The organism is Pseudomonas sp. KCJK9000 (assembly GCF_046230725.1).
GTDB classification, from domain to species: domain Bacteria; phylum Pseudomonadota; class Gammaproteobacteria; order Pseudomonadales; family Pseudomonadaceae; genus Aquipseudomonas; species Aquipseudomonas promysalinigenes.
Map to the genome: position 1 here is coordinate 1 of NZ_JBJJLN010000037.1, position 21,065 is coordinate 21,065.

Consider the following 21,065-nt stretch of genomic DNA (forward strand, 5'->3'; position numbering starts at 1 on the left):
ACTAAGACTTACAGGAAGCTGTAAGTGTAGTTCACGATGAAGCGAGTCTGGTCCTGATCGGCAGAGGACTCACCCTGACCACGGAACACGCCCTGGCGCAGGCTGAAGCCAAGGCCTTTGAGGGTGCCTTGCTGAACGGTGTAGTCGATGCGCGCATCACGTTCCCACTCGTTGTAGGTGCCGTGGCCGGACTTGTAACGGATGTCATCACCGCGCAGGTACGAAACCGAGGCCTTCAGGCCTGGTACGCCCAGCGAGGCGAAGTCATAGGCGTATTGACCGAAGTTGGTGTTCTCGCCAGCACGGGCGAACTGGTTGATCATGCTGTCGGTGAACAGGTAGAAGCTGGAACCGCCAGCGCCTTCGCCACGGCCGTTGCCGTCAACTACGTTACCCTGGTTCAGCCAGACGAAACCGCCGTCATCGCTGACTTGCTGACGACCCAGCATGAGCGAGTGACCGCCCAAGGTGTAGGTGAACATGGCAGTCCAGGTCTTGTTGTCGACCTTGCCATTGTTCTTGGCATAACCACCGTTGTTGTTGAAGTTGTAGCCGCCGCCGTGGCCGTTGTTACCGTCGCTGCTGCTGTCGAAGTAGCGCAGGTCGGTCTTGAACGACTGGTTGTCAGCGATCTTGAAGATGTGGGTCGCACCCAGGAAGTGCTGCTTGTAGAAGTCTTCCAGGTTCGAGTAGTAGTACTGCAGGGTCAGGTCTGGAGTGAGCTTGTAGTCCAGGCCGCCATAGCGGAACTTGTTGCTGTCGGCAGTGGCACCAGCGATCGACAGGCCAGTACGGTTGCTCGAAGCACGGCCCATGGCGTGAGTCAGCTGACCGGCGTTGATGGTCAGGTTGTCGATTTCCTTCGACTGGATGGTGCCACCCTCGAAGGTTTGTGGCAGCAGTCGACCGTCGTTGGCCACCAGGATCGGCAGGTTAGGGGCCAGGGCGCTACCGTAGTGAACTTCGGTCTTGGAGAAGCGAGCCTTGGCGTTGGCACCGGCACGTGCCCACTGGCTTACCGCCGAACCGTCGGTATCGCTTGGGAAGAAGGAGCTGTTGTCGGGGTGCTTACCGCGACCGCCGTCCAGGTGAATACCCCAAAGGGCCTGGGCATCGACACCGAAACCAACAGTGCCTTGAGTGAAACCGGAGATGTAGTCGAGCTTGAAGCCCTGACCCGACTCACGGTTATCGGCACCACCTTCACGGTTGTCACCGTTGAAATACATGGTACGCGAGCTCACCGACAGCTTGCTGTCTTCTACGAAACCGGCGGCACCTGCTGCTTGGGCGAAAACCCCCACTGCCACGGCCAGAGCCAGGCTGGACTTGTACATGTTTTGCTCCTCTACGTTCTAATTCTTGTGTATCACTGGCGGCAGGGTCTTGTGCCCCGCTCGGCCGTGGATGGGCGATTAGCCCCAAACCGTGACCGTTTAGTCAATAGTTTCTAAACATTTCTCGACTTTGGTCTAAGACGGCCCTGCGCTACAGGATAATGACAATCCTATAAATCCAAAATGACCGTTTTGTGAATTTGTAAGATTATTACGGAATATCAAAGGAACCAATCCTACAAAAAGTTGTATCGTCGCCTTCAACCATATCTTTAGGTTATTTGCAAACGTTTGCTGACCAGCGCGCAGTCTTTCCATAGGCGGTGAAGGAACAGGAGCCTAGCAGCGCATTTGCATTGCGCCACTGCCGTTGGGCGTAAAGCGATTGCCTCCTAAGCTAATTCTAAAAGGTTATTTATATTTGATTTCTTAGATCATTTAGTCTTTTCGTCATTCAGCTCATTCTTTGCCCGACGAGAGGTCCTTCATGATCCCGCATGCTCCGCTGCGCCTGTTCGCTGCCATCGCTGTGGTTGGCGCCACCTGGCCGGTTCAGGCCGCCGACCTTACCGTTGCCTACCAGACCACCGTCGACCCAGCCAAGGTTGCCCAGGTCGATGGGGACTACGAAAAAGCCAGCAAAACCAGTATCGACTGGCGCAAGTTCGATAACGGCGCAGATGTGATAACCGCTGTGGCCAGCGGCGACGTGCAGATCGGCTACCTCGGCTCCAGCCCATTGGCCGCCGCGGCCACCCGCAAGCTGCCAGTCGAAACCTTCCTCATCGCTACCCAGATCGGTGCCGGCGAGGCCCTGGTGGCCCGCGACGGTATTCAGACCCCACAAGATTTGATTGGCAAGAAAGTCGCCGTGCCGTTCGTCTCCACCGGCCACTACAGCCTGCTCGCCGCGCTGAAGAACTGGAACATCGACCCGTCCAAGGTGCAGATCCTCAACCTCGCACCACCGGCGATCATCGCCGCCTGGAAGCGCGGCGACATCGATGCCACTTACGTGTGGGACCCTGCCCTGGGTGTGGCCAAGGAAAACGGCAAGGTGCTGATCACCTCGGGTGATCTGGCCAAGAAGGGCGCGCCGACCTTCGATGCCTGGATCGTGCGCAAAGACTTCGCCGCCAAGCATCCCGATGTGGTCAAGGCATTCGCCAAGGTCACCCTGGACGCCTATGCCGACTATCGCAAAGACCCCAGAGCGTGGCTGGCCAACCCGGACAACGTGGCCAAGCTGGCCAAGCTGTCCGGCGCCAAACCTGCGGATATCCCGGTGCTGCTGCAAGGCAACGTCTACCCGCTGGCCGCCGACCAGGCCAAAGAGCTGGGCGCACCGACCACTCAAGCGCTGACCGATACGGCTACCTTCCTCAAACAGCAAGGCAAGGTCGAAGCAGTGCTACCCGACTACTCGCCCTACGTCAGCGCGCAGTACATCCCGCAGTAAGACTGCAACCACACGGAGCCTGCCATGGCCTTGCTAGAGCTGGAGCGCATCAGCGCACAGTACCCCGGCGCCACCTCCCCGGTGCTGGCCGATATCAACCTAAGCCTGGGGCCACGCCAACTGCTGGTGGCCCTGGGACCATCGGGCAGCGGCAAAACCTCGCTGCTCAACCTTATCGCCGGCTTCGTTAGCCCCAGCGCTGGGCGCATCACCCTTGATGGCGCACCGGTACAAGGCCCCGGGGCCGAGCGGGGCGTGGTGTTTCAGGACGACGCCTTGCTGCCGTGGCAGAACGTGTTGGGCAATGTTGCCTTCGGCCTGGAGCTGGCCGGTGTACCACGCGCCGAGCGCGAGGCCAAAGCCCGCGAAATGTTGACCCTGGTGGACCTCGACGGCTTCGCCGATAGGCGCATCTGGCAGTTGTCCGGCGGCCAGAAACAGCGTGTTGGCTTGGCCCGTGCGCTGGCCGCCGACCCGCGCGTGCTGTTGATGGACGAACCCTTCGGCGCCCTCGATGCCTTCACCCGTGAACAGATGCAAGAGCTGCTGCTGCAGGTTTGGCAGCGCACCGCCAAGCCGGTTTTCCTGATTACCCACGACATCGAAGAGGCGGTGTTCCTGGCCACCGAGCTGGTGCTGCTGGCGCCCAACCCTGGGCGTGTGGTCGAGCGCCTGCAACTGGATTTCGGCCAGCGCTACGCGGCTGGGGAGTCGGCTCGGGCCATCAAGTCCGACCCAGCTTTCATCGAAACGCGCGAGCACGTTCTGGCCCGCGTGTTCTCCCAACGCCAAAGCCTGCAGGAGCGCCCATGAGCAGCCTGGATCTGCCGATTGCCGGCAAACACACTTCCCATAAACGCCCGGCGCATAAGGCTAGGCCCTGGCTGTCAACCCGCTGGATCAGCAGCCTGACCCTGGCCAGCCTACTGCTTGTATGGTGGCTGGTGACGGCAGCAGGATGGGTCGAGCCGCTGTTCCTGCCCTCCCCTGGGGACATCGCGGCCAAGGCCTGGGGCCTGCTCACCCAAGGCTACATGGACGCAAGCCTGTGGCAGCACCTGGGTGCCAGCCTCGGCCGTATCGGCCTGGCCCTTGCTGCAGCGACCTTGACCGCCATCCCGGTGGGCATCGCCATCGGCTACAACCGTGTGGCGCGGGGGATTCTCGACCCACTGATCGAGTTCTACCGGCCCATTCCCCCGCTGGCCTACCTGCCACTGATCGTTATCTGGTGCGGCATCGGCGAGTTGTCCAAGGTGCTGCTGATCTATTTGGCGATATTCGCGCCCATCGCGATTGCCACGGCCACCGGCGTGCGCACGGTAGACCCCGCTAAGCTGCGGGCGGCGCAATCGCTGGGCGCCACCCCCACACAACTGATTCGCCACGTGATCCTGCCTAGCGCCCTGCCAGACATTCTGACTGGCATCCGGATCGGCCTGGGGGTCGGTTGGTCGACCTTGGTCGCCGCCGAGCTGATCGCCGCCACCAGCGGCCTGGGCTTTATGGTGCAGTCGGCGGCGCAGTTCCTGGTCACTGACGTTGTGGTGCTGGGCATTCTGTTGATCGCCCTGATCGCCTTCGCCCTTGAAATGGGCCTGCGCGCCCTGCAACGCAAGCTGGTGCCCTGGCATGGGCAGAACCACTGAGCATCCGACTGACCACGCCGGCAACCCGGCGCCTGATTGAAGAGACCGCCATGAGCCTGACCATTACCCCACTCAGCCCTGCGCTCGGCGCGCAAATCAGCGGCGTGGACATCAGCCGCGACATCACTGACCCACAGCGAGATGCCATCGCGCAGGCGCTGCTTGAGCATCAGGTACTGTTCTTTCGCGATCAGCCGCTCACCCCAGAGCAACAGGCACGGTTCGCCGCATACTTTGGCGACCTGCACATTCACCCGATCTACCCCAACGTGCCAGAGACGCCCCAGGTGCTGATCCTCGATACGGCGGTCACGGACGTGCGTGACAATGCGGTCTGGCATACCGACGTAACGTTTCTGCCGACCCCGGCACTGGGTGCGGTGCTCAGCGCCAAACACCTGCCGGCCTATGGCGGCGACACGCTTTGGGCCAGCGGTATTGCAGCGTTCGAAGCACTTTCGGCGCCACTGCGCGAAATGCTCGATGGCCTGAGCGCCACCCATGACTTCACCAAGTCATTTCCGCTGGAGCGCTTCGGTACCACGGCACAAGACCTGGCCCGCTGGGAGGCCACGCGGCGCAACAACCCGCCGTTGTCGCACCCGGTGGTGCGCACGCACCCGGTCAGCGGGCGCAAAGCGTTGTTCGTCAATGAGGGGTTCACCACGCGCATCAACGAATTGAGCGAAACGGAGAGCGAGGCGCTGCTGCGACTGCTGTTCGCCCATGCAACACGGCCGGAATTCAGCATTCGCTGGCGTTGGCAAAAGAATGACATGGCGTTCTGGGACAACCGCGTGACCCAGCATTTCGCTGTGGATGACTACCGGCCTCAGCGCAGGGTGATGCACCGAGCGACCATACTGGGGGATGCGCCTTTCTGAGACATCCTGCTCGGGCCCTTTCGAGGGTGAACCCGCGAAAGGGCCCGAGCAGATGACTACCTGACCAGATGCAAGAACTGCATGTGCCGTTCGTACTGGTCAAGGATGTCGTTGATGATCTGCTCCTTGCTGTAGCCGACCAGGTCATAGTTCTGGCTGCCTTCGCTCAGATGCACCTCGGCACGGTAGTAGCGGCGGTTCTTGAGCTCCTGCGAGCCCAGCCCACCCAGCGCGAACGACGGGGTGAAATAGCCGCGCATCTGCACCTGATAGATGAACGGCTGCTCCTCGCCATGGCCCACTTTCAGGCTGACATTGTCATGGCTCGGGTCGTCCTGGGTCACCAGCACCAGCCCCTTCTGCTCGAACACCTCGCGCACATCGGCAATCGCCGGGCGCACCACATCGTCCATGAAGCGGTACACCTCATCGCGCGAGGGGAAGTGCACTGCCTGGCTCAGGCGCTGGCGCCAGCCACCGCGGCCACGGCGGGACTGGGCGAACGGTGCCAACGAATGCATCTGCGCGATCTGCCTCTGGCTCTCGAGGTAGAAGGCCTTGTGCAGCCCCCACATCATGCACAGCAGAATCAGCGAGAACGGCAACGAGGTCAGTACCACCGCCGATTTCAGCGAATCGATGCTGCCGGCGAACAACAGGCCGCTGGTGATCAATGCGGTCATCGCGCCCCAGAAAATCCGCAGCCAGTTCGGCCCGTCTTCGTCAGCGTTGCCGCCTTTGGCTGACAGGGTCGACAGCACCACGGTGCCCGAGTCGGCCGATGTGACGAAGAACACGAAGCTGATGAACACCGTGACGGCGATCACCGTCTTGCTCCAGGGGTAGGTTTCCAGCAGCAGGTACAGGCTCATCGACGGGTTGTCCAACGCCGACTGGCCAAGCGCGGTCATGCCGTGGTTGAGCACTTGGTCCAGCGCGCTGTTGCCGAAGATCGACATCCACGCCAGGGTAAAGCCCAGCGGAATCAGCAATACACCGAACACGAACTCGCGGATGGTACGGCCACGGGAGATACGCGCAATGAACAGCCCTACGAACGGAGCCCAGGCAATCCACCAGGCCCAGTAGAACACCGTCCAGCCGCCCAGCCAGTCACGCTGCTCGCCGTACGCGTACACATCGAAGCTTTTGCGCGGCAAGGCGCCGAGGTAGTCGCCAAGGTTCTGGATCAAGGTATTGAACAGGTGCTGGGTGGGCCCTGCGAACAATACGAACAACAGCAAGGCACAGGCCAGGAACAGGTTGATGTCGCTCATCACCCGCACGCCCTTTTCCACCCCAGCCACGGCGACCGCCACCGCCGCGCCCATCATCAATGCAATCAGCACCACCTGTACCCATTGGCTATGGCTAATGCCAAACAGGTAGTCGAGGCCGGCGTTCAGGTGCAGCACACCAAAGCCCATGTCGGCGCCCAAACCGAACACCGTAGCGATGATGCCGAAACCGTCCACGGCGTAGCCAATCGGCCCGTTGATGCGTTTACCGATCAGCGGATACAGCGCCGAGCGCAGGGCCAGCGGCAGGTTATGCCGATAGGCGAAATACGCCAGCGCCATGCCGACGAAGGCGAACACGCCCCAACCATGCAGGCCCCAGTGCAGGAACAGAATCTGCATCGCCTGACGCCCGGCTTCGGCCGTGCCACCTTCGCCTTGGGGCGGGGTAAGCATGTGGGTCAAGGGTTCGGATACGCAGAAGAAGAACAGCGTGATGCTGATGCCGGCGGCGAACAGCATGCCGGCCCAAGACAGGTAACTGAACTCAGGTTCGTCGTGGTCGGCACCGAGCTTGATCTTGCCGTAGCCCGACACCGCAGTGACCACGACGAATACCAAGTACAGGCTCATGGCAAGCATGTAGTACCAGCCGACCGTATTGGCCGCCCAGTTCTGCGCCGCCAGCAACCACTGGCCGGCAGCCTCGGGAAAGGCGATTACCACTAGGCCGAACAATAGAATGAACGTTGCCGCAAAGTAGAACACCGGCGGGTTCATGCGGATCTTGCCGTCGGCAAGGGATGGGGACGGTGCACTCATGCGTAAGGCACCTCGTCAATCGACGTGAGGTTCGGGATGAACGGGTTCAGCAAAGGAATCCTCCTGTTGAACACCGGCAGCGGACCAGCGTTTTTTTAATTGAACAAGCATTCAAGTTAAACATGGATCGCCGCTCAATGCGAACTGGGGCGCCGATTGGCACCCCATATGGGTCAATTTTTGACCTGGCAATCGAGCTGGAGGTTCGCTTGAGTGATGTTGCTTTCGGCCGGCACGCTGCGGGTCAGCCAGACGTTGCCGCCAATGGTCGAACCCTTGCCGATGGTGATCCGTCCAAGGATCGTCGCGCCGGCGTAGATCACCACGTCATCCTCGACAATTGGGTGACGCGCCAAGCCTTTGTGCAGCGTGCCCGACTCATCGCTGGGGAAGCGCTTGGCGCCCAGTGTCACCGCTTGGTAGATGCGCACCCGCTCACCGATGATCGCCGTTTCGCCAATCACCACGCCGGTACCATGGTCGATGAAGAAACTCGGGCCGATCTGGGCGCCTGGGTGGATATCGATGCCAGTCGCCGAATGTGCCAGCTCCGAGCTGATACGCGCCAGCAGCGGCAAACCGGCCTGGTAAAGGTAGTGGGCAAGGCGGTGGTGGATGATCGCCAGAATGCCGGGGTAGCACAGCAGTACTTCATCCACGCTGCGCGCGGCGGGGTCGCCGTGATACGCCGCCAGTACATCGGTATCGAGTAGCTCACGCAGGCCGGGCAAGGCCGCCGCGAAACCTTGAATCAAGTGTAGGGCCTGGGCATCGATGTCGTGCACTGGAGCTTTGCTCTGGCGCGCGGCGTAGCGCAGCTCTAGCCGCGCCTGCACCAGCAGCGCGGTAAGCGCCGTGTCGAGGGTATGGCCGACATAAAAGTCCTCGCTCTCTTCGCGAAGGTCGACCGGCCCCAAGCGCATCGGGAACAACGCGCCGCAAAGCTGCTCGAGTATCTGCCGCATGGCTTCGCGAGAAGGCAGCTCACGCCCGCCTTGCTCGCCGATGCTGCGCCCATTGCGGCTGCGCCACTGTTCGCGGGCAGTGCGCAGGCCGCTGACGATAGTGTGCAGGTGCCATTGCCCAGATGAAGGTTGTTCGCTCACGGTGTTCTCCTGCCAAAGGGGCTGATCTGACGTTGTGCAATTCACTCTACGGCAAATCCACCCCTTGGAAAAAACAACGCTTTATTCCATCCTGCGCTAAGTACGGCATAAGCCGTGATGACGGTGGCCAAGTCCTGGCCTACCCTCAAGAGCAGCCGGACCACGGCACTGAGTCAATTGGTAATAATAAGATAAGTTTTTATTATTTCCCGGCCTAAAAGGCCAGCTCTATAGTCGCCACCCACTACTTCCACTACAAGCGCGGGGCCTGACATGTCGAAATTCGCCAAACCCTTACTCAACGCCAGTCTAGCCCTCCTTCTGGGCGCCGGCCTGCTTGGCCAGGCCTTCGCAGGCGAGCAGCTGAAAACCATCGAAGAGAAAGGCGTGATCAACGTCGGCCTCGAAGGCACCTACCCGCCTTTCAGCTTCCAGGATGAAAACGGCAAGCTCACGGGTTTCGAGGTCGAGCTGTCGGAGTTGCTGGCCAAGGAGCTAGGCGTCAAGGCCAAGATCCAGCCAACCAAGTGGGACGGTATCCTCGCCGCGCTGGAATCCAAGCGCCTGGACATCGTGGTCAATCAGGTGACCATCTCCGAAGAACGCAAGAAGAAATATGATTTCTCCGAGCCCTACACCGTCTCCGGGATCCAGGCACTGGTGCTGAAAAAGAAGGCCGACCAGCTGAACATCCATGGCGCCCAGGATCTGGCCGGCAAGAAAGTCGGCGTTGGCCTTGGTACCAACTATGAGCAATGGGTCAAGCAGGACGTGCCTAAAGCTGACGTGCGCACCTATGAAGACGACCCAAGCAAGTTCGCCGACCTGCGTAACGGCCGCATCGATGCGATCCTGATCGACCGCTTGGCAGCACTGGAATACGCCCAGAAAGCCAAGGACACCGAGCTGGCCGGCGATGCCTTCTCGCGCCTGGAAAGCGGCGTGGCACTGCGCAAAGGCGAGCCTGAATTGCTGGCGGCCATCAACAAGGCCATCGACAAGCTCAAGGCAGATGGCACGCTCGCCAAGCTGTCCGAAAAATACTTCGGTGCCGATGTCACCAAATGATTGCTGAAAGCCTGCAACTCGTTGCCGATTCCGCGCCCTTTTTGCTCAAGGGCGCGGGTTATACGGTGCTGCTCAGTGTCGGCGGCATGTTCTTCGGCTTGGTGCTGGGCTTTGTCCTGGCACTGATGCGGCTGTCGAAGATTCTGCCGCTTGACTGGCTGGCGCGCATCTACGTGTCGTTCTTCCGGGGCACGCCACTGCTGGTGCAACTGTTCGTGATCTACTTTGGCATGCCTCAGATAGGGATCGAGCTCGACCCGATTCCAGCGTCGCTGATCGGTCTGTCTCTGAACATGGCGGCCTACATCTGCGAAATTCTGCGGGCGGCCATCTCGTCGATCGACCGCGGCCAGTGGGAGGCGGCGGCCAGCATCGGCATGACCCGCACCCAGGCAATGCGCCGGGCGATTCTGCCCCAGGCGTTGCGCACGGCGTTGCCGCCGCTGGGCAACAGTTTCATTTCGCTGGTCAAGGACACCGCACTGGCCGCCACCATCCAGGTGCCCGAACTGTTCCGCCAGGCGCAGTTGATCACCGCGCGCACCTTCGAGGTGTTCACCATGTACCTGGCCGTTGCAGTGATTTACTGGGTCCTCTGCAGCATCCTTGCGTACTTCCAGAACCGCATGGAAGCGCGGGTCAACCAGCACGACCAGGAGCAATGAGATGATCGTCGTCAAAGGCCTGACCAAGCAGTTCAAGGGCCAGACCGTACTCAACGGTATCGACCTCACCGTGCAAGCCGGTGAGGTGGTAGCCATCATCGGCCCCAGCGGCTCGGGCAAAACCACCTTCCTGCGCTGCCTCAACCTGCTGGAAACCCCGGATGCGGGGCAGATTCAGATCGGCGCTATCAGCATCGATGCCAACCGCCCGCTCAGCGGCCAGCAAAGTGCGATTCGCCGCCTGCGCCAGCAGGCAGGTTTCGTGTTCCAGAACTTCAACCTGTTCCCCCACCGCACCGCCCTGGAAAACGTCATCGAGGGCCCGGTGATCGTCAAGAAAACCCCGCGCGAGCAAGCCATGGACCTTGGCCGGCGATTACTGGCCAAGGTTGGCCTGGCAGGCAAGGAAGATGCCTATCCAAGGCGCCTGTCCGGGGGCCAGCAGCAACGCGTGGCTATTGCTCGCGCGTTGGCCATGGAGCCTGAGGTGATCCTGTTCGACGAGCCCACCTCAGCCCTGGACCCGGAGCTGGTAGGTGAAGTACTGGCGACCATCCGCGGCTTGGCCGAGGAGAAGCGCACCATGATCATCGTCACTCACGAAATGAGCTTTGCCCGCGACGTTGCCAACCGAGTGATCTTTTTCGACAAAGGCGTGATCGTGGAACAAGGCGAAGCCAAGGCGCTGTTTGCCGCCCCCAAGGAAGAGCGCACGCGGCAATTCCTGCGCAAATTCCTCGGCACAACCGCCTCCGAGTGAACCCTCACGGGCCTTTTACCAGGTATGTCCACTGCGAGTAGCCTCTGTGGGAGCGCAAAGGCTCGTCGCGGTGGGTGGTACTCGCGGCTCAAGCCGCACCTGCGCGATGCCTGCCCATGCCCGCGAAAGGCCGTTACACCCACAGCAGATTCCTCCCTTCTATGCATATTCCAAAAATCTAGTTCATAAACAATTTATAAGCCATTAGGCTATATGAACCGGACCACCGGACCACAAACGCTTGTCGCCATCAACTGAAGCGACGCATCCACTTTGTGAGGTTCGGTTCTGATGACCATCCAACCCAATACCCCCTTCCACAGCGATATTGACAGCCCGCCACCGCTGCTGCACGCCAAGGTTCTGCGCAATGACGCCGAGGCATTGCAGGCTGCCCGTGAACTGGCAAGCCATGCCCGCGAGCAGGCCGCTCAGCGCGACCAGCATCGCAAATTACCCTGGGCAGAAATCGAACAGTTCACCCGCAGTGGCCTGGGCAGCATCAGTGTGCCCAAAGCCTACGGTGGCCCGGACGTCTCGTTCGTCACCATTGCCGAGGTGTTCCGTCTGATCAGCGCTGCCGACCCGGCCTTGGGGCAAATTCCGCAGAACCAGTTCGGCATTCTGCAACTGCTGCGCCTGACCGCGACCCAAGCCCAACAGGCGCTGATCTGGCGCAGCGTGCTGGACGGCTGGCGCATCGGTAACGCCGGCCCCGAGCGGGGCACCAAAGACACGCTGACGCTCAAGGCGCGCATTAGCCGCAGCGGCGACGGCTATCGCATCAGCGGCGAGAAGTTCTATTCCACCGGTGCGCTGTTCGCCCACTGGGTGGCGGTCAAGGCACTGGACGATGAGGGCCGCCAGCGCCTGGCCTTCGTACGCCGTGGCTCGCCAGGGCTACGCATCGTCGACGACTGGTCCGGCTTCGGCCAGCGCACCACTGCCAGCGGGACTGTGCTGCTCGACCAGGTACCAGTGGACGCCGAACTGGTCATCGACAACTGGCGCCAGCGCGATATCCCCAATATTCAGGGCGCGGCCTCGCAGCTGATCCAGGCAGCCATCGATGCCGGCATCGCCGAGGCAGCTATCGACGACGCCATCGCCTTCGTCGGGGAAAAGTCCCGGCCATGGATCGACGCCAAGGTCGAGCGTGCGGGCGATGACCCTTACGTGATCGCCGATGTCGGCCGCCTGAAGCTCGAGCTGCATGCCGCTGAGGCGCTGCTGCGCAAGGCCGCGCAGGTACTCGACGAGGTCAACGCAGGGCCCATCGATGCTGACGCTGCGGCGCGGGCCTCGATTGCCGTGGCTGAGGCCAAGGTCTTGACCACCGAAATCGCCCTGCTGGCCAGCGAGAAGCTCTTCGAGCTGGCCGGTAGCCGCGCGAGCCTGGCCGAGTTCAACCTTGACCGGCACTGGCGCAATGCTCGGGTGCACACCCTGCACGACCCGGTGCGCTGGAAGTATCACGCCGTCGGCGCCTACTACCTCAACGGCACCCTACCAGCCCGGCATTCCTGGATCTGAGTTCGAGGGCCTCGGGGCTGCTTAGCAGCCCCTTCGCGATATGAGGCCGCTCCTACACGGGATCGCGCTCGCCTGTAAAAGCGGCCCTATTGGCTGCGGAGATCACCATGACTACATCCGTTATCACCAGCGACGCCCAGGCACTTTCCGTCGCTGAACACATCGCCCAGCAACTCGAGCGTGACAGCGCTCTGCGCGACCGCGAACGCCGCTTGCCCCATGCCGAGCTGGAACTGTTCACCCGCTCCGGCCTATGGGCCATCAGCGTTCCCAAAGCTTTCGGCGGCGCCGGCGTATCCAACCTCACCCTGGCCAAAGTCGTCGCCCGAATTGCCCAGGCGGACGCCTCGCTGGGGCAAATCCCGCAGAATCATTTCTACGCCCTGGAAGTACTACGGGTGAACGGCAGCCCCGAGCAGCAGCATCGGCTGTATGCCGAAGTCCTCGCAGGCCGCCGCTTCGGCAATGCACTGGCAGAGCTCGGCACTAAAACCGCTCACGACCGCACCACGCGCCTGACCCGCGATGGCGCCGGTTATCGCATCAATGGCCGCAAGTTCTACGCCACCGGTGCCTTGTACGCCCAGCGTATCCCGACCTCGGTGATCGACGAGCAAGGCCGTCAGCAACTGGCTTTCGTCCCCGCCGACAGCCACGGCCTTGAAGTCATCGATGACTGGAGCGGCTTTGGCCAACGCACCACCGGCAGCGGCTCGGTGACATTCGACAACGTCTGGGTAGGCGCCGAAGACGTGGTGCCCTTCGAAAGCGCTTTCGAACGCCCGACCCCAGTCGGCCCGCTGGCGCAGATACTGCACGCAGCCATCGACACCGGCATTGCCCGTGCTGCGGTGCAAGACGCCCTGCATTTCGTGCGCACCCGGAGCCGACCGTGGGTTGATTCGGGCGTGGACAAGGCCAGTGACGACCCACTGACCCTGAAAAGCTTCGGCCATCTGGTCATCCGCCTGCATGCCGCCGAGGCGTTGCTCGAGCGTGCGGGTGAATACCTCGACCGCGCTCAGCTCGACAGCACTGCCGATAATGTCGCGGCAGCTTCGATTGCGGTAGCCGAAGCACGGGCGATCAGCACTGAGGTGTCTCTGTCCGCTGGCACCAGCCTGTTCGAACTGGCCGGCAGCCAGGCCACGCTGGCCGAGCACAACCTCGACCGCCACTGGCGCAACGCACGCGTGCATACGCTGCACGACCCGGTACGCTGGAAATACCACGCCATCGGCAATTACTACCTCAACCACGCAAACCCTCCACGCCGGGGGACCATCTGATGGCCAAGCAGATTCTGCTCAATGCCTTCAACATGAACTGCATTGGGCACATCAACCACGGCCTGTGGACCCACCCACGGGACACCTCGACCCAGTACAAGACCCTGGCCTACTGGACCGATCTGGCGCGCCTGCTGGAGCGTGGGCTGTTCGACGGTTTGTTCATCGCCGATATCGTCGGCACCTATGACATTTACGGCAACTCCGTCGACGTGCCGCTGAAAGAGTCGATCCAGTTGCCGGTCAACGACCCGCTGCTGCTGGTATCGGCCATGGCCGCGGTCACACGCCACCTGGGCTTCGGCCTGACCGCCAACCTGACCTACGAAGCCCCTTACCTGTTCGCTCGGCGCCTCTCCACCCTCGACCACCTGAGCAATGGCCGGGTCGGCTGGAACATCGTCACCGGGTACCTCGACAGCGCCGCCCGCGCCATGGGCCTGGCGCAACAGCCCGAGCACGACCGCCGTTACGACCAGGCCGACGAATATTTGCAGGTGCTCTACCAACTGCTCGAAGGTAGCTGGGCGGACGATGCCGTGGTCAGCGACCGCAAACGCCGGGTGTACGCAGAGCCGAGCAAAGTGCGCAAGGTGCGCCACCAAGGCGAGTTCTACACGGTCGAGGGCTACCACTTGTGCGAGCCGTCGCCACAGCGCACGCCGGTACTGTTCCAGGCAGGCAGCTCCCCGCGTGGCCTGGCGTTTGCCGGCAATCATGCCGAATGCGTGTTCATCAGTGGCCAGAGCAAAGCCGCCACCCGCGCCCAGGTCGACAAGGTGCGTGCGGCCGCACAGGCTGCCGGCCGCAGCGCCCAGGCAGTGAAGGTGTTCATGGGCATCACGGTGATCGTGGCGCCTACCGAGCAACAGGCTCAGGCCAAATACGCCGAATACCTGCAACACGCCAGCGCCGAAGCCGGTGTTGCCCATTTTGCGGCCTCGACCGGCATCGACTTTGCCAGCTACGGGTTGGACGAGCCGATCGGCGCCAGCAAAGGCAATGCTATTCAGTCGGCCACCCGGCAATTGCAGGAAAACGTCTGGACCCGCCGCCAGCTGTTGCAACAGCACGCCTTGGGCGGACGCTATGTGACGCTGGTCGGTGCCCCGGACCAGATTGCAGAGCAGTTGATTGCCTGGATCGACGAAACCGGCCTGGACGGTTTCAACCTGACCCGCACCGTGACCCCGGAAAGCTATGAAGACTTCATCGAGCTGGTGGTCCCCCAGTTGCAGCAACGCGGCCGCTACAAAACCGCCTACGCCGACGGCACCCTGCGCGAAAAGCTGTTCGAAAGCGATCACCCGTACCTGCCCGCCGAGCACCCAGGTTCCACCTACCGCAACCCACCTATCGTCAGCCCGACTGGAGCCCTGCACCATGCTTGAAAAATTGATCCGGCCCGTCGCGGCCTTTGCCATCAGCTTGAGTCTGGCCACCAGTGCCTTGGCTGGCGAACCACTTAAGATCGGTACCACCGCCGCCTTTGCCATCCCGCTGGAGGCAGCGGTGGAAGAGGCACACAAACAAGGCCTGGAGGTGAAGCTGATCGAATTCAGCGACTGGATTGCGCCGAATGTCAGCCTCAACAGCGGCGATATCGACGTCAACTACTTCCAGCACATCCCCTTTCTGGAAAATGCCAAGGCTGCGGCCGGTTTCAACCTGGTGCCCTATGCACCCGGCATCATCAACAACGTCGGCCTGTATTCCAAACGCTACAAAAGCTTCGCGCAACTGCCCGAAGGGGCAAGCGTGGCCATCGCCAACGACCCGATCAACAGCGGCCGCGGCTTGCAGCTGCTGGCCAAGGCTGGCTTGATCACCTTGAAACCGGGCGTGGGTTACAAGGCCACTGAAGACGACATCATCGCCAACCCCAAGCAGTTGAAGATCCTACAAGTCGAAGCCGTGCAACTGGTGCGCGCCTACGACGATGCCGATCTGGTCCAGGGCTACCCGGCCTACATCCGCCTGGCCAACAGTTTCGACGCCACCTCGGCACTGCTTTTCGATGGCCTTGAAAACAAGGAATACGTGATTCAGTTCGTCATCCGCCCGCAAAGCAAAGACGACCCTCGCCTGGCCAAGTTCGTGGATATCTACCAGCACTCGCCAGCGGTACGTGCGGCGCTGAACAAAGCCCACGGCAGCCTGTATCAAGCCGGCTGGGAGGGCTGAGATGAGACAGGCCAATGCGCTCAGGGCGCCAACTGCTCAACCATCACCAGCCCCGGCCACCCAGCACGCCCTGCGACCTGAGCTCGACCAGGCCCACGTGCGCTTCATCGGGCTGGGTAAGACCTACCCCGGCCAGCAGCAACCTGCCCTGCAGGGCATCGACCTGAATATCCGCCGAGGTGAGATCTTTGGCATCATCGGCCGCAGCGGCGCGGGCAAGTCGTCGTTGCTGCGCACCATCAACCGCCTGGAACAGCCAAGCCAGGGCCGCGTGCTGATCGACCAGATCGATATCGCACCCTTCGACGAAGAACGCCTAGTGGCGCTGCGTCGGCGCATCGGCATGATTTTCCAACACTTCAACCTGATGTCGGCCAAGACCGTGTGGCAGAACGTAGAGCTGCCGCTGAAAGTCGCGGGCGTGGCGAAGGCCGAGCGTCAGCGTAAGGTCCGCGAGCTGCTTGCGCTGGTTGGCCTGCAAGACAAACATCAGGTTTACCCGGCCCAGCTGTCCGGAGGCCAGAAGCAGCGGGTTGGCATCGCCAGGGCACTGGTGCATGACCCCGATATTCTATTGTGCGATGAGGCTACCTCGGCGCTTGACCCCGAAACCACGGCGTCCATCCTCCAGTTGCTGCGCGACATCAACCTGCGCCTGGGCCTGACGGTGGTGCTGATCACCCATGAAATGGCCGTGATCCGTGATATCTGCCATCGCGTGGTGGTGCTGGAGCAGGGAGCTGTGGTGGAACAGGGCGAAGTCTGGCGGGTGTTCGGCAGCCCCCGCCACGAGGTCACTCGTACCCTGCTTGAACCGTTGCAGACCCAGCTGCCTGCTGCGTTACAGGCAAGCCTGCGGGCCAATCCAGTGGGTCAAGACAGCGCCGTGGTGCTCAAACTGACCCTGCTTGGCGAACCTGCCCTGTCGGAGCTGTTCGCCGACCTGGGCGGGCGTGTGCGCCTGCTCCAAGGTGGCGTGCAAACCATTGGCACGCATGCGCTTGGCCAACTGATCCTGTCTGTTCAGGGCTCGGTGCATGACACCCAGCAATTGCTCGACCGTGCACGGTGCTGGGCCGAGAACGTGGAGGTACTGGGCCATGTGGTTTGATCGCTTGCTGCAAGGGCTGCTCGACACGCTATTGATGGTGGGCGTGTCTTCATTGATCGCGCTGCTGTTGGGTGTGCCGCTGGCAGTACTGCTGGTCACCAGCGATAAAGGCGGTATCTACCAGGCACCGTTGCTCAATCGCGTGCTGGGTGGCTTCGTCAACCTGTTCCGCTCCATCCCATTCTTGATCTTGATGGTCGCGCTGATCCCCTTCACTCGGCTGGTGGTAGGCACTACCTACGGCGTCTGGGCAGCCGTGGTACCGCTGACCATCGCTGCCACACCTTTCTTCGCGCGGATTGCCGAGGTAAGCCTGCGCGAGGTCGATCATGGTCTGGTGGAAGCCGCCCAGGCCATGGGTTGCCGGCGCTGGCACATCGTTTGGCATGTGCTGCTGCCTGAGGCGCTGCCGGGGATCATCGGCGGGTTCACTGTCACGCTGGTAACGCTGATCAACTCTTCGGCCATGGCCGGGGCGATTGGCGCAGGCGGGCTGGGGGACATCGCCTATCGCTACGGGTATCAGCGTTTCGACAGCCAGATCATGTTGACCGTGATCGCCATGCTGGTGGCTTTGGTGGCACTGATACAACTGGGTGGGGACAGGCTGGCGAAAGGGTTGAACAAGCGTTGACGCACTTGGCGTTGCCTCTGCTGCGCCTGTGAGATATCACAGGCGCAGAGAACCTGGCGCCCTACCTTTCAACCCCAGCGCAGATCGCCAGCCGGGACCGGCCGGCCGAACCAGTACCCCTGCCCCAGTTGGCACTGCTGCTCCAACAGGAACCGCGCCTGCTCGGCCTCTTCGATGCCTTCAGCATGCACCTGCATGCCCATGCTCCGCGCAAGGGCGATGATCACCCGCACGATCGCAATGTCATCATCGTCCAACGGCAGGCCAGCCACGAAACCTTGGTCGATCTTGAGCTTTTGCACGGGCATGCGCTTGAGCCGCAGCAGCGACGAATAGCCTGTACCGAAGTCATCGATGGCCAGGTTCAAGCCCAGCTCACGCAAGCGATGCAGTTGTTCAAGGGCCACCTCCGGGTCTTCCATGACCGCACTTTCGGTCACCTCCAGTTCCAACAAGGCCGGGTCCAAGCCGGTTTGGTGGAGCACATCGGCAACCTGCCTGTACAACTCACGCTGGCCGAACAAGCGGCTAGAGATATTTACGGCAACGAATTCCAGCGATCGCCCCTGGGCCTGCCACTGCATCATCTGCAGGCATGCTTCACGCAGTACCCAGGCATCGATCTCGGCAATCAGCCCAGTGCGCTCGGCGATCGGAATGAACTCCCCAGGCGGCACCAACCCGCGCTGCGGATGCTGCCAGCGAACCAGCGCCTCGACCCCGACCATCCTTGCCGTGAACAGGTCATGCACCGGCTGGAAAAACACCCGCAGCTCATCCTTGGCCAAGGCCCGGCGCAGTTCACTGGCGGTTTCGACACGGTGCTGTGCGTGCGCGGTCAGCTCCTCGGTGTACAACGCATAGCAGGCACGGCCACTGCTCTTGGCCTTGAACAGTGCCGAATCGGCATTGCGCAACAGCTGCTCGGCGCTCAGCGCATCGCTGGGGAACAGGCTGATCCCCACGCTGGCACTGATGAACAGCCGGTGGCCGTCGAACTCGAAAGGTTCGCGCATGCGCTCGATGATGCCTTGGGCCAGCTTGCCAGCCTGCCCTACCTGCTGGCAGTTCTCGGCCAGCACCCCGAACTCGTCGCCGCCCAGACGCGCCAGGGTAACGCTGCTGCCCACGGCCTGGCCCAGGCGCTCGCCAACCAGCTTGAGCAACTGGTCGCCGATGGTGTGGCCAAGGCCATCGTTGATGCTCTGAAAGTGATCCAAATCGAGCAACAGCAGCGCGCAGCCGCGCTTGTTGGCCTGCGCCGCGGCCAGGGCCTGCCGGGCACGGTCGTTGAACAGCAACCGATTGGGCAACCCGGTGAGCGGGTCATGGTGGGCCAGGTAAGCGAGTTCCTGTTCGGTATGTTTGATGGCACTGATGTCGCTGAACACCGCCACATAATGACTCAGCTCACCACGCTCATCGCGAATGGCGCTGATGGTCTGCCATTGCGGGTAGATTTCGCCGCTTTTGCGGCGGTTCCAGATCTCACCGCTCCACTCGCCCTTTTCTGCCAGCGCCCCGTAGATTTGTTGGTAGAACGCCGCGTCATGGCGCCCAGACTTGAACTTGCTGGGGCGCTGGCCGAGCACTTCCTCCTGCTGGTACCCAGTGATCTGCATGAAGGCACGATTGACATGCACGATCAGGCCGTGACGGTCGGTAACCAGTACGCCTTCCAGTGTACTGTCGAACACAGCTGCAGCCATGCGCAGGCGCTCGCGGTCCTCGCTGCGCAGGCGCGCGCCGACGCCGATGAAGTTAAGCAGACGGGCGCGGGTCACGAAGATCAGCAGGGCGCTGACCAGCACCCACACCACTACATTGATCTGGCGGCCCACGGTCAACGCAAGCGGGTCGTCAGTCATACTGCGCAGGACCACCTCGGCCAGCACCAGCCAAAGGAACGAGAGCACCACATACAGCGCGGCCATGCGCAAGGCGTCGCGAACGGAAACAGACATGTCGGGGGGGAAAGCCCATGAAAAAGGATGGGGCATTATAAAGGCTGAAACATGCCGTGACTTCCTATCGGAAACGGTGACTGGTTTTATTTCCCTGCCAAGGGATAATCACACCCTTCTCCCTGCATTCACGAGGGCTTCTACACCTATGTGGTACAACGGTTTGCTCGACTTGTCGGCCTGGCAACTGGTTGGCGTCACCCTGCTGATGACCCACGTGACCATCATCAGCGTCACTCTCTACCTGCACCGCTACTCCGCCCACCGTGCGCTGGAGCTTAACGGCGCGCTCAAGCACTTCTTCCGTTTCTGGCTGTGGCTGACCACAGCGCAGAACACCCGTGAGTGGACCGCCGTTCACCGCAAGCACCACGCCAAGTGCGAAACCCCGGACGACCCACACAGCCCCGTATACAAGGGCCTTGGTACGGTGCTGCGCAAAGGCGCCGAACTCTACCGCGAAGAGGCCCGCAACCCTGAAACGCTGCGCATCTATGGCAAAAATTGCCCGCAGGATTGGGTCGAGCGCAACCTTTACTCACGCTTCAAATTCGGCGGCATCGTGCTGATGGCCATAATCGACCTGCTGCTGTTCGGCACCGCTGGCATCACCATCTGGGCGGTGCAGATGATGTGGATTCCGTTCTGGGCCGCAGGCGTGGTCAATGGCTTGGGCCACGCGGTGGGCTACCGCAATTTCGAATGCCGCGACGCCGCCACCAACCTGGTACCGTGGGGCATCGTCATCGGTGGCGAAGAGCTGCACAACAACCATCACACCTACCCCAACTCGGCCAAGCTTTCAGTCAAGCGCTGGGAGTTCGACATGGGCTGGGCCTGGATTCGTCTGTTCTGCCTGCTGCGCCTGGCCAAGGTTCAGCGCGTGGCGCCCATCGCCCACAGGGTCGAGGGCAAGGCCAGCCTGGACATGGACACTGCCATGGCCATCCTCAATAACCGGTTCCAGATCATGGCCCAGTACCGCAAGCTGGTTATCGCCCCGCTGGTCAAGCAAGAGCTGGCAAAAGTCGATGAGTCTGTCCGTCATCGCTTTCGCCGTGCCAAGCGCCTGCTGTCCCGTGAAACCAGCCTGCTGGAAGACCGTCACCACCTGCGTATCGAGGGCATGCTAGCCCATAGTCAGGCGCTGAAGACCATCTATGAGAAGCGGCTCGCCCTGCAACAGATCTGGGCGCGCACCAGCGCCAATGGTCACGACATGTTGGCTGCAATGAAAGATTGGGTACACGAGGCCGAGGCCAGTGGTATTCATGCCCTGCGCGACTTCGCAGCACAGCTTAAAACCTACTCCCTGCGCCCCACTGGCGCCTGAAGGCCGCTGATCGGCGCGCCCTGCAATAG

General features: G+C 61.6%; 18 protein-coding genes. 14 read left to right on the forward strand and 4 right to left on the reverse strand.

What is annotated here, in order from left to right:
* Positions 1 to 8 precede the first annotated feature (8 nt).
* Positions 9 to 1,337, reverse strand: a complete 1,329-nt coding sequence (locus ACK59H_RS16155; RefSeq protein ID WP_060478704.1) for an OprD family outer membrane porin — start codon at positions 1,335 to 1,337, stop codon at positions 9 to 11.
* A 487-nt stretch (positions 1,338 to 1,824) separates the two neighbouring features.
* On the opposite strand from ACK59H_RS16155, the gene tauA reads away from it, so the two are divergent.
* From tauA to tauD, 4 genes are read left to right on the forward strand one after another with little or no spacing between them, the layout of a single operon-like run.
* A complete protein-coding gene (gene tauA / locus ACK59H_RS16160; RefSeq protein ID WP_060478703.1) occupies positions 1,825 to 2,796 on the forward strand; it encodes a taurine ABC transporter substrate-binding protein in 972 nt (323 codons plus the stop codon).
* Between the two features lie 24 nt (positions 2,797 to 2,820).
* On the forward strand, positions 2,821 to 3,609 hold the full coding sequence (tauB, locus tag ACK59H_RS16165; RefSeq protein WP_060478702.1) for a taurine ABC transporter ATP-binding subunit: 789 nt from the start codon (positions 2,821 to 2,823) through the stop codon (positions 3,607 to 3,609).
* Entirely contained in the window at positions 3,606 to 4,445 is an 840-nt protein-coding gene (tauC, locus tag ACK59H_RS16170; protein WP_060478701.1) for a taurine ABC transporter permease TauC, read from the forward strand. The genes tauB and tauC overlap by 4 nt, the downstream gene beginning before the upstream one ends.
* A 50-nt stretch (positions 4,446 to 4,495) precedes the next feature.
* Positions 4,496 to 5,329: a taurine dioxygenase gene (tauD, locus tag ACK59H_RS16175; protein WP_060478700.1), complete on the forward strand. Its 834-nt coding sequence runs from the start codon at positions 4,496 to 4,498 to the stop codon at positions 5,327 to 5,329.
* 56 nt (positions 5,330 to 5,385) lie between these two features.
* Here the strand turns inward: tauD and betT are convergent, their stop codons facing one another.
* Positions 5,386 to 7,347 carry a choline transporter BetT gene (gene betT, locus ACK59H_RS16180; RefSeq protein WP_196375139.1) on the reverse strand — a complete coding sequence of 654 codons (1,962 nt, stop codon included), beginning with the start codon at positions 7,345 to 7,347 and terminating at the stop codon, positions 5,386 to 5,388.
* A gap of 215 nt (positions 7,348 to 7,562) precedes the next feature.
* Positions 7,563 to 8,495 carry a serine O-acetyltransferase EpsC gene (gene epsC, locus ACK59H_RS16185; protein ID WP_060478698.1) on the reverse strand — a complete coding sequence of 311 codons (933 nt, stop codon included), beginning with the start codon at positions 8,493 to 8,495 and terminating at the stop codon, positions 7,563 to 7,565.
* A gap of 273 nt (positions 8,496 to 8,768) precedes the next feature.
* On the opposite strand from epsC, the gene tcyJ reads away from it, so the two are divergent.
* From tcyJ to ACK59H_RS16230, 9 genes are all read left to right on the forward strand, one after another.
* Positions 8,769 to 9,563 carry a cystine ABC transporter substrate-binding protein gene (tcyJ, locus tag ACK59H_RS16190; protein WP_060478697.1) on the forward strand — a complete coding sequence of 265 codons (795 nt, stop codon included), beginning with the start codon at positions 8,769 to 8,771 and terminating at the stop codon, positions 9,561 to 9,563.
* A complete protein-coding gene (gene tcyL, locus ACK59H_RS16195) occupies positions 9,560 to 10,228 on the forward strand; it encodes a cystine ABC transporter permease (RefSeq protein WP_060478696.1) in 669 nt (222 codons plus the stop codon). The genes tcyJ and tcyL overlap by 4 nt, the downstream gene beginning before the upstream one ends.
* 1 nt (position 10,229) lies before the next feature.
* A complete protein-coding gene (gene tcyN, locus ACK59H_RS16200) occupies positions 10,230 to 10,988 on the forward strand; it encodes an L-cystine ABC transporter ATP-binding protein TcyN (RefSeq protein ID WP_060478695.1) in 759 nt (252 codons plus the stop codon).
* A gap of 291 nt (positions 10,989 to 11,279) precedes the next feature.
* Positions 11,280 to 12,521, forward strand: coding sequence for an SfnB family sulfur acquisition oxidoreductase (locus ACK59H_RS16205; RefSeq protein WP_060478694.1), 1,242 nt, complete (start codon positions 11,280 to 11,282; stop codon positions 12,519 to 12,521).
* 107 nt (positions 12,522 to 12,628) lie between these two features.
* Positions 12,629 to 13,810: an SfnB family sulfur acquisition oxidoreductase gene (locus tag ACK59H_RS16210; protein ID WP_060478693.1), complete on the forward strand. Its 1,182-nt coding sequence runs from the start codon at positions 12,629 to 12,631 to the stop codon at positions 13,808 to 13,810.
* On the forward strand, positions 13,810 to 15,201 hold the full coding sequence (locus tag ACK59H_RS16215) for an LLM class flavin-dependent oxidoreductase (protein ID WP_060478692.1): 1,392 nt from the start codon (positions 13,810 to 13,812) through the stop codon (positions 15,199 to 15,201). The genes ACK59H_RS16210 and ACK59H_RS16215 overlap by 1 nt, the downstream gene beginning before the upstream one ends.
* Positions 15,194 to 15,994, forward strand: a complete 801-nt coding sequence (locus ACK59H_RS16220) for a MetQ/NlpA family ABC transporter substrate-binding protein (RefSeq protein WP_409264631.1) — start codon at positions 15,194 to 15,196, stop codon at positions 15,992 to 15,994. The genes ACK59H_RS16215 and ACK59H_RS16220 overlap by 8 nt, the downstream gene beginning before the upstream one ends.
* A gap of 1 nt (position 15,995) precedes the next feature.
* Positions 15,996 to 17,105: a methionine ABC transporter ATP-binding protein gene (locus ACK59H_RS16225; RefSeq protein WP_060478690.1), complete on the forward strand. Its 1,110-nt coding sequence runs from the start codon at positions 15,996 to 15,998 to the stop codon at positions 17,103 to 17,105.
* Positions 17,095 to 17,739 carry a methionine ABC transporter permease gene (locus tag ACK59H_RS16230; protein ID WP_060478689.1) on the forward strand — a complete coding sequence of 215 codons (645 nt, stop codon included), beginning with the start codon at positions 17,095 to 17,097 and terminating at the stop codon, positions 17,737 to 17,739. The genes ACK59H_RS16225 and ACK59H_RS16230 overlap by 11 nt, the downstream gene beginning before the upstream one ends.
* A 68-nt stretch (positions 17,740 to 17,807) precedes the next feature.
* On the opposite strand, the gene dibA is transcribed toward ACK59H_RS16230, so the two are convergent.
* The gene (dibA, locus tag ACK59H_RS16235; RefSeq protein ID WP_409264632.1) at positions 17,808 to 19,703 is read right to left on the reverse strand and encodes a phosphodiesterase DibA; all 1,896 of its coding nucleotides are present in this window, start codon (positions 19,701 to 19,703) and stop codon (positions 17,808 to 17,810) included.
* A gap of 148 nt (positions 19,704 to 19,851) precedes the next feature.
* Here dibA and desA point away from each other — a divergent pair, with 148 nt between their 5' ends.
* Positions 19,852 to 21,036, forward strand: coding sequence for a delta-9 fatty acid desaturase DesA (gene desA, locus ACK59H_RS16240; RefSeq protein ID WP_060478687.1), 1,185 nt, complete (start codon positions 19,852 to 19,854; stop codon positions 21,034 to 21,036).
* Positions 21,037 to 21,065: the final 29 nt, after the last annotated feature.